Source organism: Streptomyces sp. NPDC052043 (genome assembly GCF_044548235.1).
Lineage (GTDB): Bacteria > Actinomycetota > Actinomycetes > Streptomycetales > Streptomycetaceae > Streptomyces.
This window is the reverse complement of sequence record NZ_JBIUBT010000003.1, coordinates 275,776-290,652: the sequence shown is the minus strand read 5'-3', so window position 1 is coordinate 290,652 and position 14,877 is coordinate 275,776. Positions and strand designations below refer to the sequence as shown.

Below are 14,877 nucleotides of genomic sequence, written 5' to 3'. Positions count from 1 at the left end.
GCGCCTGTTCCTCAGGTCGCGCCGGCCGGACGGCCGGACTCCAGGTACCGCACGAAGGAGGACCAGTCCTCGGCGCAGGCCCGGGCCAGCGCCAGCACCGCGTCGACTCCGTGCGGAGGCACGGACCGGGCCAGGCGTTCCCACTCGTCCGCCCCCACGCAGTGGGCGGCCAGCATCCGCAGCACCGCGCGACCTGTCTCGGTCTGCCGCAGCGAGGGGTCACGCGCCAGCCGGGCGATGGTGCGCTGCCTGTCCTGGGCCTTGAGGCGTGCCGGACGGTGCTCGGCCGGGGGCGGTGACGAGGTGCCGGGGTCTTTCGACCGTCGCTGCTTCGGTGGCAGGGGGTCGGCTCCCCGCAGCACACGCAGCTTGACGTCCCGGGCGGTTCCGACCGAGATTCCCGCTGCCCGGGAGATCTCCCGCAGGGACAGGCCGGGATTCTCCCGTAACAGCGCCGCCGCCCGGGAACGGCCCTCGCCGATCTCCTGCGGGCGTACTCGTTCGTCGCACCCGACCCGTCTGCTCGCGGACAGTGCCCCCGGGGCCGAGTTCCTGAGCGAGGCGACCGTCTTGCCGGACAGGCCGCTCGCCCGGGCGATACGCCGGTCGGACCAGGCCGGGTAGCTCCGCATGATGCGCTGCGCAGCGGCGATCCGGTCGCCGCGCGACAACGGCAGCCCGTACTCCACGTTGAGCTTCACGGCCAGCAGGAACACTTCGTCGTCCCGGCCGTCGACAAGCCTGGCCCTGATGTACTGGTCGCCGCGCAGTCTGGCGGCGCACCACCGATGCACACCGTCGATCACCCGCATGGTCTGCCGGTGCACCACGATGGGCGGCGCCTCGGAACCCACCTCGTAAAGTATCTTGAGATGCTCCGAGTCCACTCCGGCGGACCGCGGGAAAATGGCGGCGTCCTGCTCCAACGCCGTCACCGGAATCAGGTCGACCGGCACCGCCGAGAGCTCGATTTCGTTCCGGTCTGCCGCATGGGCGAATGCTCCGGAGAGTGTCACTGAAGACGTCACAGACGTGGCGCTCTCATGGCTTGACGCATCCGATGGAATTGCCGTCGCCCGAGTACAGGTCTGGTCCGGCTCCGCTCCAAGCACTGCCGCTTCGGTGACTTCCCCCGTCGCCACGCCTTCCCACACCTCCGGAACGTGGATTTTCAGCTGATGCCGGCCGTGCGCAACGCGTCGCTGAGCGCCAACGGCCGGAGGAGCGTGGATTTCCGAGGGGTGTGATATCCAAAAGGGCAGGTCAGGCGACTTGAACAGCCGCAATTCCGACGCCCGCCCGGACCACCTTGTCCCCCTCACGCGTCACTGCTGTGACACAGCCGGCCGAGATCTCGAGCACACTATCCCCGGCCATTGGTTCAGGTCAATGCGGTCCCCCGCGCACCACAGGCCCTGCCATGACTTTTCGGCCACACTGGACGACAGCCATTCCTCGAAGATTTCGCAATACGCACACCGCTTCCCGACTCCTTTCACGCCGGCTGGGAACCGGCGTGCCCCATGGCCCGGTCCACCGCCATGTCCGAGCAGAGCCGGCGCATGGCGTCGACGATGCCGCTGTCCTCGCCCCACGCGTCGAGGTCAAGGCATTCCCCGGAGTTCAACGGCGGTACGGGCACCTCCATGATCTTCGGGTGTACGTGCCGTACGACAGTCTCGGACGCCCCGATCAGCGCTTCCGTGATTTTCTCACCCGGCCGCAGACCGACGTACTGGATGGAGAGTTCGGAGCCCGAAAGCCCTATGAGCCTCTGGGCCAGGTCAAGGATCCGGACCTGCTCCCCCATGTCCAGCACCAGGGCGTGGCCGACGCTGCCCATGACCGCGGACTGGATCACCAGTTCGACGGCTTCCTCGACGGTCATCAGGTACCGCGTCGCCTCGGGGTGGGTGACCGTCAGCGGCCTGCCCGCGGCTATCTGCCGGGCGAACACATCGAGAAACGACCCCTGGCACCCGAGCACGTTCCCGAACCGGACACTCACGTAGGGCCGGCCCACCTCGATCGCGGCCGCCGCGGTGAGCCCCTCGGCGATGCGCTTGGAGTATCCGAGCACGCCCACCGGATCGACGGCTTTGTCGGTCGAGATGTTCACCAGGAACTCCACGTCGGCGGTGAGCGCGGCCTGGAGAACCGCCTGTGTACCGAAGACGTTCGTCTTCAGCGCTTCGCCGGGAAACTCCTCGAGCATCGGAACCCATTTCAGTGCCGCCGCGTGGAAGACGATGTCCGGCCGCTGGTCGCGGAACAACCGGACGAGCGCTCTCGTATCCCGAATGTCGGCGAGAAGGACGGATGACCGCGCTTGGGCATTGTCCTGAATACTCGAAACCGCCAGGTGGAGCGCGGTCTCGTTCCGATCGAGCAGCAAAAGGCGCTCGGGCGCCCAGCGACTCAACTGCCGGCACAGTTCGGATCCGATGTAACCACCGGCACCCGTGACGAGAATCCGGCGCCCGCGCAGGTACCCCGCACTGCTCTCGAGACCCGTGCGAATTTCCGATCGCCCCAGGATTCTCGCGATGTCGGGAGCCGCACGACCACCAAGAGGATCCGCGCCACGCGCTGCAACGTTCTCAAGCATGCAGCACCCTTCCATTGTTCGTGATCGTCACGACTTTCACATCGGCGGAACGCAGCGGCCGGGACGCTACCGGTTGGCCAGGCAATCAGTCGAGTCTCGTCCCACGTTCTCGGGGGGTCGGCGCAAGCTCTGCGGCCGTCCCGGCCGAGGTGTTCAACCGCCGACTTTCCGCACTTGAACACGGCGTCCGCGGGCCGGCCCGCACAGCAAGGAATTCGTGGGCACCGCGCAGACGCGTCCGAAGTCCGGACTGGGTGGCGCGGCACGCGAGGCGGATGTCGAGGTTTCCGGGCGGCGCCACGTCGCTCCGCAGGCCCGGGGCAAGGCGATCCGGGTCCAGACCGTCGCGCCGGGCGATGAGCACCCCCAGGTCGTGACGGTTGAGCGCGTCGGGCCCCGCCACGTGGAACATTCCGGGCGCGCCCGACTCCGTGATCTCCAGAAGTGCGGCCGCCAGGTCCACGACATGGACGGGGCAACGGGTGTCATCCGTGAACAGCACGCCAGTACGCGTGCCGGCGGCCAGGGCGTGCACGGCCCGTTCATGAGCGGACCGGCCGTGCCCGATGATCAGCGACGTGCGCACCACGGCCGCGTCAGGGAGAAACACCCTCACGGCCGTCTCCGCCGCGGCCTTCGCGGCGCCGTACGGACTGACCGGGTCGGGAAGCGCGTCCTCGCCGTAGTGCACGTCCGCGCCGGAGAACACGGCGTCGCTGGAGACATGGACCAGTCGGCACCCCCTGTTCGCCACAGCGTTGGCGACGTGGGCCGCGCCGTCGGCCGTCACCGCCCAGTCGGCCTGGCCGTTCGACGCGTTGATGACGGCGTCCGGAGCCACGTCGGCGAGTACGTCCTCGAAGCGGCGGGGGTGACGGAGGTCGACGCGGTACCAGTCGACGGCCGGCCCACTTCCCGGGCCCGACCTGTGGGTGGCCGCCGCCGTCCAGCCCCGGCCCACGACCTGACGGACCAGTTCCTGTCCCAGAAACCCGCTTCCGCCAACGACGAGAACCCTCACGCGTCACCCCCCGAGCCCTGGCCTCCGGTCGGCAGATGCTAGCGACACCACGCTCCCTTGTGCAGTGGTGAACCCGGGGCGTTCCTTGAGCCGTTGTCACCTGGGGGGCCGGCTCGTAGGCTGGGTCCGGCGTGTCGGGCAAGGGCTGGGCGTCCCTCCCCGCGCACCCTCGACGTGAGGTGGGAAGAGGCTCATTCCTTGAGGGTGAGGGTCTTCCGGTTCCTCAGGGACGGCATGTGAGGCGCAGGTGCGCCGCGGCGTTGTTGGCGTATCCCCTGGGGTTCCAGACGGTCGCCGGGGATTCGGCCTGCACGGCGGCGGTGGAGTCCCAGGCGCGTGCGACGAGCTCGGCCTCGCCGGCGGGCAGGGTGACCGTGGCGCGCCAGTGCTGCCAGGTCCAGGGATTCTCCGGGGGGTCGAGATCCGCGGGGACCCAGGTGTGGCCGTGGTCGGCGGAGACGTCCACGCGTGCCACGGTTCGGTCGTCCCCGGCGAAGGCGAACCCGCTGACCTCGGTCGGTCCGGAGGGCAGGTGGTCGTTCCTGCCGGGCCGCAGGATGGCGCAGTGGAGGGCGACCGGGCCGAGCGTGATGCCGTCGCCCGGTCGGGCGGCCTCGGGGTCGGCCTCGGGGGGCAGGACGCTGTATTCGGCCTGGAAGTAGTTGTCGGTCGGTTCGGCCTGTGCGGTGATGCGATGGAGCCATTTGACGCTGCGGGCGCCGATCCAGCCCGGAACGATCACGCGCAGGGGGGCGCCGTGCGCGGCGGGCAGCGGCTGACCGTTCATGGCCCAGGCCAGGAGTACCTCGCTGGAGGTCGCCTTGGCCACTGGTACGGAGCCACCGAAGGGCTGGGGTGGGGCGGCCTGCTGTGACACGTCGACGCCGGTGAAGGCGATGTGGGCCGCTTCCGGCCGCACTCCGGCCCTGGCCAGTACCTCTGCCAGGCTCACCCCGCTCCACCTCGCGGTGGAGACGGCCCCTGGACCCCAGGGGACCTGCCCGGGAATGTCCCTGACCTCGATGAGATCGGCGCGGCGGTTGCCGGCGCACTGCAGCGTCGCCACCACCGTCCGCTCGGGGAGGCGGCGCAGGTCGTCCATCGACCACTCCAGGGGACGATCGACCAGACCTTCCACCCGCAGCCGCCAGCTCGCGGAGTCGACGTGGGGGATCGGCGCGTGGTTGCGGCTGTAGAAGGCGTCCAGGGAGGTGATCCGGGCCGCGAGAGCGCCAGGGGGCGTTTCGGCGTTGTAGGGCTCGTCCTGATGGACGAGCATTTCATCGCATTTACCCCATTCATCCATGAGGTCAATGTCCATCACGTCGGACACGGACGCCAGCCCGCTCGCCACGACGCCACCAGGATGAGAATCACCAAGGGGGGACATCTGAGAGGCTCACCCCCATGTCCGACGAACTACGAGTACCCGATCCCCGGGACTCCTCCGGTGCCGCCCCCGCCTCCTACGGCCCGTGCGTGCTGCTCAAGCACGGCGAGGTGTTCCTCAAGGGCCGCAACCGCCACCGCTTCACCGAGCGGCTGCACGACAACCTGCGCGTCGCCCTGCGCGGCGTCGGCGGCTCGACCTGGATCAAGAGCATGCAGAGCGTCACCGTGCTGGGCGGGCAGGTCCCGGTCGAGGCCCTGGTGGAGCGGGCCCGGCGGGTCGTCGGCTTCAACACCGTCGAGCCGGCCGTCCGCGTGCCCAGCACGCTCGACAGTGTCACGGAGGCGGCGATCGACGCCCTGCGTGCCGTGAGCGGCGAGCGCCGGGGGCTCCGCTTCGCCGTGCGGGTGCGTCGGCGGGACAAGCAGTTCCCGCTGACCTCCTCCCGTATGGAAGTGCTCCTGGGGTCCCGGGTACTCGGCGCCGTGCCCGCGCTGACGGTCGACCTCACCACGCCCGACGTGACCCTGCACGTCGTGATCGACCGCAAGGAGACGTACCTCTCCTGCGAACGCCTCCCCGGTCTGAGCGGGCTGCCCGTCGGGACCAGCGGGCGGGCCCTGGTCCTGCTCTCCGGCGGCTACGACTCCCCGGTCGCCGCCCACCGGGCCATGCGGCGGGGACTGGCGTGCGACTTCGTGCACTTCAACGGCGCTCCCTACACGAACCCGTCGTCCGTGTACAAGGCGTACGCCCTGGCCCGTGAGCTGAACCGCTTCCAGCCGGCCGGCACCCTGCACGTCGTCGCGCTCGGCAAGGCGCAGAAGCAGCTCGCCGTGGCAGGGGCCGGGCGGCTCCAGGTGGTCGCCCAGCGCCGGCTGATGGTGCGCACCGCCTCCGCGCTGGCGGACCGTATCGGCGCCCAGGCGCTGGTGACGGGCGACAGCCTGGGGCAGGTCGCCAGTCAGACGCTGGCCAACCTGGTCGCGGTGGACGAGGCGGCGGCGCTGCCCGTCCTGCGTCCGCTGATCGGCTGGGAGAAGCAGGAGATCATCGACGAGGCGCGGTCCATCGGCACCGCCGGTATCTCGGTCCTGCCCGACGAGGACTGCTGCAACCTGCTCGCCCCTCCCCGGGTCAGCACCGGGGCGCGGCTGCCGCACCTGCGGTCGGTGGAGCGGCGCCTCGACCTGGAGGAGGTGGTCGAGGCACTGCTCGCTTCCGTGCAGGTGCTCCGCCCCGGCGTGGACGAGGAGGCGCCGGTCGCCGGCGACGGCTGCCGGGCACCTGCCTGACCGGATGGTCGACGTGCCACCGTCGGCTGGACCCGACGCGCACGGTGACTGCCCTGGACCAGGTCCACGGCCATGGGCGCGTCCATGTGCCCGGGTCCGAGCAGCGCGACGGTCCTGCTCACCAGGCCGCTTCCGCATCGGCGCCAGGGCCGGCGAGGCCCAGTTCACGGTCGCCGAGCGGGGCGAAGAAGCGGTTCACGTCGGCGTCGGTCACCTCGGCGAGGGTGTCGGGGGACCAGCGTGGGTCGCGGTCCTTGTCGATGACCTGGGCACGGATGCCCTCCACCAGGTCGGGGCTGCTCAGGGCGGCGCAGGAGACGCGGTACTCCTGGTCGAGGGCCGGCTCCAGCGATCCGAGACGGCGGGCGCGGCGCACGGCGGCCAGGGAGACCTTCACAGCGGTCGGTGACCTGGTGAGCAGGGTTTCGGCCGCCTCCTTGGCGGCGGGCTCGCCGTGGTCGAGCAGCCGGCCCACGATGCCCTCGACCGTCGCGGCTGCGAAACAGGGGTCGATCCATTCCCTCTGCTCCTCCAACTCCCCTTGCGGCAACGGTCGGGCATGGCGTGCCAGCACCTCCCGTACGGGCGTGCCGGCCAGGTCGTCGATGAGGGTCGGCAGGGTCGCTGACGGCACGTAGTGGTCGGCGAGCCCGCAGAGCACGGCGTCGCCGGCGCCGATCTGCGCACCGGTCAGCGCGAGATGGGTGCCCAGTTCCCCGGGGGCGAGGGCCAGCAGATGGGTGCCGCCGACGTCGGGGACGAAGCCGATGCCGGTCTCCGGCATGGCGATCCGCGAGCGCTCGGTGACGATCCGGACGCTGCCGTGCGCGGAGACGCCGACGCCGCCGCCCATCACGATGCCGTCCATGACGGCGACGTACGGCTTCGGATATCGGGCGATACGGGCGTTGAGGTGGTACTCGTCGCGCCAGAAGGCGGCCGAGGCGGTGCCGTCCCCGTCGCGGGCGTCGTCGTGGATGGCGCGGATGTCGCCGCCCGCACACAGGCCGCGCTCCCCCGCGCCGCTGATGACGACGGTCTTCACGGCCGGGTCGTGTTGCCAGGCCGTCAGCGCCTCGTCGATGCGGCGCACCATCTCGTGGGTGAGGGCGTTGAGGGCCTTCGGCCGGTTGAGGGTGATATGGGCGGCCCGTCCGTCGGTGTGGAACAGGACGGGTTCCTCGGCGGCGGTCATCCGAACGCCTCCGTCAGGCCGCGGGCCATGAGGACACGCATGATCTCGTCGGTTCCTTCCAGGATCTGTTGGACGCGCGGGTCACGGACGATCTTCTCAAGGCCGTACTCGCTGAGGTAGAGGTAACGGCCGTACAGTTGGAGCGCCCGGTCGGTGGCCGAGCAGCCGGTGCCGGTCGGTGCGATCACGCCGTGCAGGCCCTGCACGCCGGGCGCCGGAATCAGCGGATCCGCGAGGCCTCCTACAGTCGAGGTATGCGCATCGTCTCCCTGCTGCCCGCCGCGACCGACATCGTCGCCGAACTCGGCCTTTCGGAGCAGTTGGCCGGCCGCACCCACGAGTGCGACTGGCCGCCGCGCGAGGTCGCCTCGGTACCCGTGGTGACCGGGGCGGACCTGGACCAGGACGCGCTCACCAGCCGGGAGATCTCCGACGCCGTCGGCGGGGCGGCGCACTCCGGTTCGTCGCTCTACACGCTGGACACCGAGGCCCTCGCCGCCCTGCGCCCCGACGTGGTGCTCACCCAGGACCTGTGCGACGTGTGCGCGGTGTCGTACGAGAAGGTCAGCCGGACCGTACGGCTGCTCGACGCCGGCACCCGGGTCCTCAGCCTGGAGCCGCGCACGCTCGACGACGTACTGGACTGCCTGGTCACCGTCGGCGACCTGCTCGGCGTGCACGAACGCGCGCAGCGGCGCCGGGCCGCGTTGCGGGCTCGCCTCGACCGGGTCCGCGGCGCGGTCGCCGGCCTCGACCGGCCCCGGGTGGTGGCGATCGAGTGGCTCGACCCGCTGTGGCCCGCCGGGCACTGGGTGCCCGAGCAGATCACCACCGCCGGGGGCGAACCGCTGCTCGCCGCGCCCGGCGAGCACACCGGGCCGACGACCTGGGAGGCGGTACGCGCCGCGCGGCCGGACGTAATCCTCGTCCTGCCGTGCGGCTTCCCTCCCGAACGCACCCTGCGCGAAGCCGCGTTGCTCACCGGGCTGCCCGGCTGGACGGATCTGCCCGCCGTACGGTCCGGCCGTGTCTGGGTACTGGACGGACCGTCCTACTTCAACCGGCCGGGACCTCGGGTGGTGCGCGGGGCGGAGGTGCTCGCCCAGGTCCTGCACGGCGTGCAGGCCGGCGAGGCGGTCACGTCGGCGGAGGCCCGGCCGTTCCCCGTCCGGTGACGACGGGCTGGTCACCTCGCACGTGCGATCGTCCTGGCGCGTGCGTCCTGGCGCGCACGGGCCTCAGGAGTCCGTGGGTCGCCGTGGCGGGGTGATGGCGTACAGGCCGAGGATCTCCGGCAGGGGTGCCACGCCCGGGCCGCCCTCCCGCACCCAGGCGACGATGTCCTCGGTGCCGCCCTCGTCGTTGACGAGCCCGAGCCAGACCGGCCGCGCACCGGCGGCCCGGCCCGCGGAGGACGGCTGGACCACGATGACGTTCGCCTGCTCGCACACGTCGAGGCAGTCGGAGATGCGCACCGGCACCTCCGCCCGCAGCCGCGCGGTCTGCGCCGCGTGGTCGACCCCGGGCACCTTGGGGCTGCCGCAGCAGCAGTCCCGGCACACGACGACCCGGCACGGCACCGAACCGCTCCCCGCCACGGCACCGTCCGGCGCCTCGTCCGTCGGCCTTTCGGGCACGCCGCACCACTCCCCTCCCGGGGAGATCCGCCCCGGTGTCGCTCGAGGAGGCGACCGCGTGAGTCTCCTGGCTCCCGGGTCTTCACTCGTCCCGCCTTCCCACCCCGGGCGGGGCGGTGGCATCCCGGAACTCGCTCACCGGTCACAGTGGCGGGACCGCGCCGGATTCACACCGGCTTCCTCGGACCGCCGTCGCCTTATGTCGCCGGTCATCATCCCATGATCGGTTCCGCCCGCCCCTCCGCACCGGCCGGCGTCGCTCATCCCTGGCACCGCGGGCACCAGACCGTGCGGCGTCCGCCGACGCGGTGGGAGCTCAGGAGCCACCCGCAGCGGGGACACGTCGGATCGCTGTCGTCCCTGTGCCCGGTGAGCCAGGAGGGCCTCGGTGGCACGCACCCGGCATGCACGGACGTCTCGAGGACCCGGCCCATTCGTGCATGGACACGCCGAAGTGCGGTCTCGCTCAGGTCCCGCGCCGGGGTCCGAGGAGCCACCCGGGCCCGCCAGAGGATCTCGTCGCACAGGAGGTTCCCGAGACCCGCGATCACGGACTGGTCCATCAGCACGCTCTTGACGGCACGCCGTCGTCCCGACAGCAGCTCCCGGAACTCCGCTCCGCGCACGGTGAGGGCATCGGGACCCAGACCGTCGGTGATGCGCTCGACCTCCGTGTCGTCGACCAACCGTACGCCCTGGAGCTTGCGTTGATCGCGGTAGCGCAGCTGCCGGGAGTCGTCGAGCGTCAGCAGGATGCGGTCATGCCGTTCGACCGGTTCGTCCGGGGAACAGCACCGAAGCGACCCCGTCATGCCGAAATGCCACACCAGTGTCGGACCGTCGTGACCCGTCGGCACGAACAACCACTTGCCGTGCCGCCACGCCTCCCCCAGACGCCTGCCCTTCAGTTCCCTCCGCAGCCGCTGCGCGCTGACCCCCCGCAGCACCCCGGCGTCCCGCACCTCGACGTCCGTGACACGCCGGTGCCGGCCGCAGGCCGTCAGCACCTCGCGGAATCCCTCGACATCCGGCAGTTCGGGCATGCGTGCGTCCGGGCTCCTGGTCGTACGGTCATCGGACCGCCGTACGCGCCGCCGGGTACCCGCGGAGGGCGAGCCCACGCGCTCCGCACCCCGCCCCCGGGCCTCATGCCTCCGATCGGACGCGAGCCGGTTTGGCGGACGGCCCGACCGGGATACCCATGGCACGTGATTCCGTCCAAGGTCGACGAAACGCTCCCGGAACTGGCGCCCTTCGTCTACGCCGTGCAGGGCCGAAGGCCCGACGACGGCACGTGGTGCGAGGCGTGGACGGTGCGTGACGTCCTGGTCCACCAGACGGGGAACGCCGAGGAACTGGCCCGGGTGCTGCGAGCTTTCCTTGCGGGCACACCGGTGGAGACCAGAAGCTTCGAGCGTGAGGCTCCCTACCGGCGGATGTCGGACGCCGAGCTCTGGGCGGCGTTCCTGACCAACTGCAAACAGCTCACCGAGGTCACCGCGGCCGCCGCGCGGGCTCTGTCCCCGGACACCGAGGTCATGTGGACCGGCCGTTCCGTGAAGGTCCCCTTCTTCGCGGAACACATGCGTGAGGAACTGATCCTCCACCGCTGGGACCTGACCGGCGACGACCGGACGGCCGTGCAGTCCCTGACCGAGCCGTGGATGACCGAGCACAGCGTGGTGTCGGTCGGCCGGCCCCTGCTGATCCGGGGCCGCGCCGATCTGGACCTCGGGGCCGAGGGGCAGGTCGAGGGCCGCCTGCGCACTCCGGGCACGGACGACGTCGTGGTGACCGCGGACGCGGAGGGCGGCACCATCCGGTTCGCCGCCCCCGAGGGCCCGGCCACGATCGAAAGCGACGCGGCGACACGCGTCCTGCTCCTGTGGGGCCGCCGCCCCGCCGACCCCACCCGCTGGCACAGCGCCGCGGGCCCGGAGTCGTTGCGCAGGGTACGGACCCTCCTGGGCGGCTACTGAGCCGTCGTCGCGTGTGGCTGCCACGGCGGGGCAACTCCTCGTAGGGTGGACCGTCATGGCCGAGTCTCACCCGCTGCTGGGCATGTTCCTCAATGCTGCCGACGGACGCTTCCCGCCTGCGGACGGCCGCGTGACCGTTCTTCCCCCTCTGCCGGGTGGGCTGGAGTGCTCGGTCGCCTTCACCGGGCACGCCGTGATCGCCACCGCCCTGTCCGCTTCCGACGTCCGGGCTCAAGGAGCCGACGGGTTCGGGGCTTCCATGGCTCCGGACTTCCTGCGTTACCTCGCAGGTCGCGAGGGGTGGATCGACAGTGTCGACGTGACACTCGTCGCGCGTGGCGTGCCGGCCCCTCACCGCCTGCCCGAACGTCTTGATGTCGACGACCACCCGCGTGTGCGTCGTGCTCGGGCTTTGCGTACCGACGTCCGTGTCTACGGAGATGAACGGGGCCTTGTCACCCTGGCCGGCGGCCTGGCTGGACGACGCGAGACAAGCATCGAACTCCACCACACCGGTAGCAGTGGGGCTGGGCTCGGCCGCTCCCTGCTGGGTGACGCTCTCACCCTGGTCCCCACCGGTGAGCCGGTTTTCGCCGCTGTCGCCCCGGGCAACGCACGATCCCTTCGGGCTTTCCTCGCAGCGGGCTACAGCCCCCTGGGCAGCGAGGTCCTCATCCGTCCCAGACGGCCGACCTCGGGGTGACGCACTACACCACGAGCCCGAGGAAATCCACCCACGCCGAGGAGGCGACCTCGAACCGCGGTCCGTCAGCCTGCTTGGAGTCGCGTACGTGCACGGCTCCGGGGGCGTGGGCGACTTCCACGCAACTGTCGCCTTCGGAACCGCTGTAGCTGCTCTTGAACCAGTCCAGCTCACCGTTGGTGTTCATAGCGCTCCTCGCATCCGCTGCAACAACTCGGCCGAGTCCGCGGGGGACAGAGCCTGCGATCGCATCTTGGCATAGCGCATCTGCATCACGCTCACTGCTTCCCGGTCAGAAACCAGCTGCCCGGTCTTCTGTCCCTCCGAGTACCCCAACCACTGGCGCTCCGAGGTCTCAAGAAGTTGCATGGGCCCGTCCGTACCCGCGTGGAAGGGCTGCCGCTGAGGCATGATCTGAAGCTCCAGGTTCCACAACTCCATGTGGACGAGCAGGTGGTCGAGCAGTTCCCGGGTGACATCCTCACCTCCCGTGTGCCGCAGCAGTACCGACTCCTCGACGATGAAACTGAACGCGACCGGCGGCTTGCGCGTCAGCAGTTCCTGCCGCGCCAGCCGGGCGGCAATCCGCTCCTCCAGTTGCTGCTCCGTAGGAGGAGGCGGCACGTTGAGCATCACCGCGCGCGTGTAGGCCTCGGTCTGGAGCAGCCCCGGCACGACCCGGCACTCGTACGTGCACAGGCTCACCGCCGTCTCCTCCATCTGCGCCCACTCCCGGAACCAGACCGCCAGCCCCCGCTGCCGCCCCACGTGCCGGGCCACGGCCCGCAGTACACCGAACGATTCCAGCGCCTCCTCCGCCCGCTCGACGAAGTGCGCGGTGGGCATCCGCCGGCCCTGCTCCACCGAAGCGACCGAGGCATGCGAGTAGTTGAGCCGCTCGGCGAGCTGTTCCTGCGTCAGCAGGGCCCGTTCACGGAAGACTTTCAAGGCCGCCCCGAACGCCTTCAAACTGCCGGACGAATCAAGCGCACTGCCACCTGCCATGAACGACGACCCCCTGTCACACCCGTCACCTCTTGCAGCAGGTACAACGGTTCAACCCTGAGCGGGGGTTACTTGCCCGGCGCGGCTGGAACCAGTACAGGACGGCTTGTACGGGCAGCACCACACCGCCGGAAGGAACTGATCTGTGACGGCACACTCCACATACGAGCAGAGCTGGACGATCTACGGTCAACGCCAGTTGGACTACGGCTACTCGCCCCCGGTACCGGACCGCGTCGACTGGGGATTCTCGCCCGGCCAGGGCCCCGGAGCCGAGATCCTCGGAGACATCCGCGGCAAGCGGATCCTCGACGTGGGATCCGGTCCCGGACATCACGCCGTTCACCTGGCCCGCGAGTACGGCGCGCTGGTGGACGGCGTCGACCTGTCCCCCACCCAGCACCGGCGCGCCCTGAACGCTCACGGCAGCGAGCCCGGAGTCCGGTTCGTCCGCGGCGACGTCGCCGAGCACCTGCGTCACGCGGAACCGTACGAGGCCGCCTACGGCATCCGCACCTTCGCCTGCATCGACCCGCACCACCTGCTGCCGGCCCTGCGGGACGGGCTGGTCGACGGAGCGCCTCTCGTCTTCTCCGCCCTCCACACCGACGCCGACGCACAGGGGCCGTCCGACGAGGTGGTGCCACGGCGGGAGTTGATCCGGCTGCGCGACGGGGAGCCCATCCCCACCCGGATGTGGGTGCTCACTCCGCGACTCTGGGAAGAGCTCCTGACCGAGTACGGCTTCCGGGTGGAAGGAATCGAACTCCTCACCGCGCCGAAGCCCGACAGCCCCGCGATCCTCCAACTCGCCCGGGCCCGACGCCACCACACGCCCAGCCGCCCTCCTCTGACCAGTCGCCCACGGACCGCCCGACCGCCCGTACCCCACGCCGCGATCGGCGTCGGGGCCATCGTGTTCGGCGAACGGGGCCTGCTGCTGGGACGGCACCGGCACGGCACCTGGGAGCTGCCCGGGGGCACCGTCGAGCCCGGCGAGTCCCTCCACGACACCGTCGTACGCGAACTGGCCGAGGAAACCGGGCTCATCGCCCGCGTTGAGGATGTGACGCTCCTTGGCACGCTCCTCGACCACGTCGACGACGTCGTACGCGTCACCGTCGGCGCCGTCGTCACGGCCTGGCGGGGCGAGCCCGCCGACCAGCCGCACGAAAGCGTGGGCGACTGGCGCTGGTGGCCCCTGGACCAGCTTCCCCAGGGCCTGTTCGAGTGCAGCGCCCAGATCCTCACGTCCTGGCGCTCCGACCTGCCGCCCATCGACCACGCACCGGCCCACTTCACTCCGTACGCAGACCGACCACCGACGCCTGCAAGGACGAACGAACAGCCCAACCCCTCCCGGTAGCGTCCAGCTCCACGGATGATGCCGTGAAGATCGTTGTTGAGCGTCAGTACGCCCCGGACCCGATCGACTACGAGCGCCTCGTCTCGTTGGTCGAGTCCACCGGCGAACGCGTCGTGCTCACCGAGCGCGGCGTCCCGGTGAGTGTCCTGTTCCCGGCAGGGGTAGTGGCCCGGCTGGAGCACTGGGCCCGCGCCGACTTCCCCGCGCCCGCACCGATACCGCAGGACGAAGAAGAGGAGGACACGAACCCGCCGAGGTGGGACGTCGGTCGGCTGCGAATCGAGCCGTTGGCCCATCCGCAGGAGTACGGGCCCTACACCCGGTACGTCCGCGCCGACGGCAGGCGCGTGAGCTTCGCCCGGAGCGGGACCATGGTGGCCGTGCAACTGGCTGCCGACGAGGCGGCGTGGCTTGAGGACAGAGCCATGCACCAGCGCCAGGGATACATGGACCCCAAGCAGGCAGCAGCATTCGAGGAGTTCCTGGCCCGACAGCCACCGGTCGGCGAGCAGTGACTTTGGGCTGAGCCCGGTCCCAGGCCGCCGGGAATCGGGCTTAAGGCAGGGTCGGATTCCTACGCGTTCTCTGCACTTGACCGGATCGGATGATCCTCCGGTCGCACTGACCACAGCTCCGCGACCACAAACCCCTTGGATCGCCCTGTCAAGGCTGTGATCC

At 70.5% G+C, this 14,877-nt stretch carries 15 protein-coding genes, 1 pseudogene and 1 riboswitch; of the genes and pseudogenes, 6 read left to right on the top strand and 10 right to left on the bottom strand.

From position 1 onward, the window contains the following. Nucleotides 1-11 precede the first annotated feature (11 nt). The 4 genes from ACIHCX_RS09165 to ACIHCX_RS09150 all read right to left on the bottom strand — a co-directional run bounded on the left by ACIHCX_RS09165 (nt 12) and on the right by ACIHCX_RS09150 (nt 4,908). On the bottom strand, nt 12-854 hold the full coding sequence (locus tag ACIHCX_RS09165; RefSeq protein WP_400028075.1) for a ParB N-terminal domain-containing protein: 843 nt from the start codon (nt 852-854) through the stop codon (nt 12-14). A 641-nt stretch (nt 855-1,495) separates the two neighbouring features. After that, nucleotides 1,496-2,608, bottom strand: coding sequence for an SDR family NAD(P)-dependent oxidoreductase (locus ACIHCX_RS09160; RefSeq protein WP_400028074.1), 1,113 nt, complete (start codon nt 2,606-2,608; stop codon nt 1,496-1,498). A gap of 85 nt (nt 2,609-2,693) precedes the next feature. Further along, nucleotides 2,694-3,629, bottom strand: coding sequence for an SDR family oxidoreductase (locus ACIHCX_RS09155; protein WP_400028072.1), 936 nt, complete (start codon nt 3,627-3,629; stop codon nt 2,694-2,696). A 223-nt stretch (nt 3,630-3,852) separates the two neighbouring features. Then, on the bottom strand, nt 3,853-4,908 hold the full coding sequence (locus ACIHCX_RS09150; protein WP_400028070.1) for a sulfite oxidase: 1,056 nt from the start codon (nt 4,906-4,908) through the stop codon (nt 3,853-3,855). A 128-nt stretch (nt 4,909-5,036) separates the two neighbouring features. On the opposite strand from ACIHCX_RS09150, the gene thiI reads away from it, so the two are divergent. Beyond that, the gene (gene thiI / locus ACIHCX_RS09145) at nt 5,037-6,314 is read left to right on the top strand and encodes a tRNA uracil 4-sulfurtransferase ThiI (protein ID WP_400028069.1); all 1,278 of its coding nucleotides are present in this window, start codon (nt 5,037-5,039) and stop codon (nt 6,312-6,314) included. Between the two features lie 118 nt (nt 6,315-6,432). Here the strand turns inward: thiI and ACIHCX_RS09140 are convergent, their stop codons facing one another. Beyond that, nucleotides 6,433-7,509, bottom strand: a complete 1,077-nt coding sequence (locus tag ACIHCX_RS09140; RefSeq protein ID WP_400028067.1) for an enoyl-CoA hydratase/isomerase family protein — start codon at nt 7,507-7,509, stop codon at nt 6,433-6,435. Beyond that, a pseudogene (locus ACIHCX_RS09135) lies at nt 7,506-7,685 on the bottom strand (acyl-CoA dehydrogenase family protein); the annotation flags it as partial. The pseudogene ACIHCX_RS09135 and the gene ACIHCX_RS09140, both read right to left, overlap by 4 nt. A gap of 78 nt (nt 7,686-7,763) precedes the next feature. Between ACIHCX_RS09135 and ACIHCX_RS09130 the strand changes: the two are divergent. Beyond that, nucleotides 7,764-8,684, top strand: a complete 921-nt coding sequence (locus tag ACIHCX_RS09130; protein WP_400028065.1) for a cobalamin-binding protein — start codon at nt 7,764-7,766, stop codon at nt 8,682-8,684. A 63-nt stretch (nt 8,685-8,747) separates the two neighbouring features. Here ACIHCX_RS09130 and ACIHCX_RS09125 read toward each other — a convergent pair whose 3' ends face one another. Then, nucleotides 8,748-9,089, bottom strand: coding sequence for a (2Fe-2S) ferredoxin domain-containing protein (locus ACIHCX_RS09125; protein WP_400028670.1), 342 nt, complete (start codon nt 9,087-9,089; stop codon nt 8,748-8,750). A 117-nt stretch (nt 9,090-9,206) separates the two neighbouring features. After that, nucleotides 9,207-9,329, bottom strand: a riboswitch (cobalamin riboswitch). A gap of 77 nt (nt 9,330-9,406) precedes the next feature. Continuing rightward, nucleotides 9,407-10,189: an Fpg/Nei family DNA glycosylase gene (locus ACIHCX_RS09120; protein WP_400028063.1), complete on the bottom strand. Its 783-nt coding sequence runs from the start codon at nt 10,187-10,189 to the stop codon at nt 9,407-9,409. A gap of 165 nt (nt 10,190-10,354) precedes the next feature. Here ACIHCX_RS09120 and ACIHCX_RS09115 point away from each other — a divergent pair, with 165 nt between their 5' ends. Beyond that, entirely contained in the window at nt 10,355-11,125 is a 771-nt protein-coding gene (locus ACIHCX_RS09115) for a maleylpyruvate isomerase N-terminal domain-containing protein (protein WP_400028062.1), read from the top strand. Between the two features lie 55 nt (nt 11,126-11,180). Further along, a complete protein-coding gene (locus ACIHCX_RS09110; protein WP_400028060.1) occupies nt 11,181-11,828 on the top strand; it encodes a hypothetical protein in 648 nt (215 codons plus the stop codon). A gap of 4 nt (nt 11,829-11,832) precedes the next feature. Here ACIHCX_RS09110 and ACIHCX_RS09105 read toward each other — a convergent pair whose 3' ends face one another. Both ACIHCX_RS09105 and ACIHCX_RS09100 read right to left on the bottom strand, forming a co-directional pair. Beyond that, a complete protein-coding gene (locus ACIHCX_RS09105) occupies nt 11,833-12,015 on the bottom strand; it encodes a DUF397 domain-containing protein (protein ID WP_400028059.1) in 183 nt (60 codons plus the stop codon). Beyond that, on the bottom strand, nt 12,012-12,833 hold the full coding sequence (locus tag ACIHCX_RS09100) for a helix-turn-helix domain-containing protein (protein WP_400028058.1): 822 nt from the start codon (nt 12,831-12,833) through the stop codon (nt 12,012-12,014). Before ACIHCX_RS09100 ends, ACIHCX_RS09105 begins: the two co-directional genes overlap by 4 nt. Before the next feature lie 145 nt (nt 12,834-12,978). On the opposite strand from ACIHCX_RS09100, the gene ACIHCX_RS09095 reads away from it, so the two are divergent. Both ACIHCX_RS09095 and ACIHCX_RS09090 read left to right on the top strand, forming a co-directional pair. After that, nucleotides 12,979-14,199, top strand: a complete 1,221-nt coding sequence (locus ACIHCX_RS09095) for an NUDIX domain-containing protein (protein ID WP_400028056.1) — start codon at nt 12,979-12,981, stop codon at nt 14,197-14,199. Nucleotides 14,200-14,222: 23 nt separating this feature from the next. After that, nucleotides 14,223-14,714, top strand: a complete 492-nt coding sequence (locus ACIHCX_RS09090) for a type II toxin-antitoxin system Phd/YefM family antitoxin (RefSeq protein WP_400028054.1) — start codon at nt 14,223-14,225, stop codon at nt 14,712-14,714. The last annotated feature ends 163 nt before the right edge of the window (nt 14,715-14,877 follow it).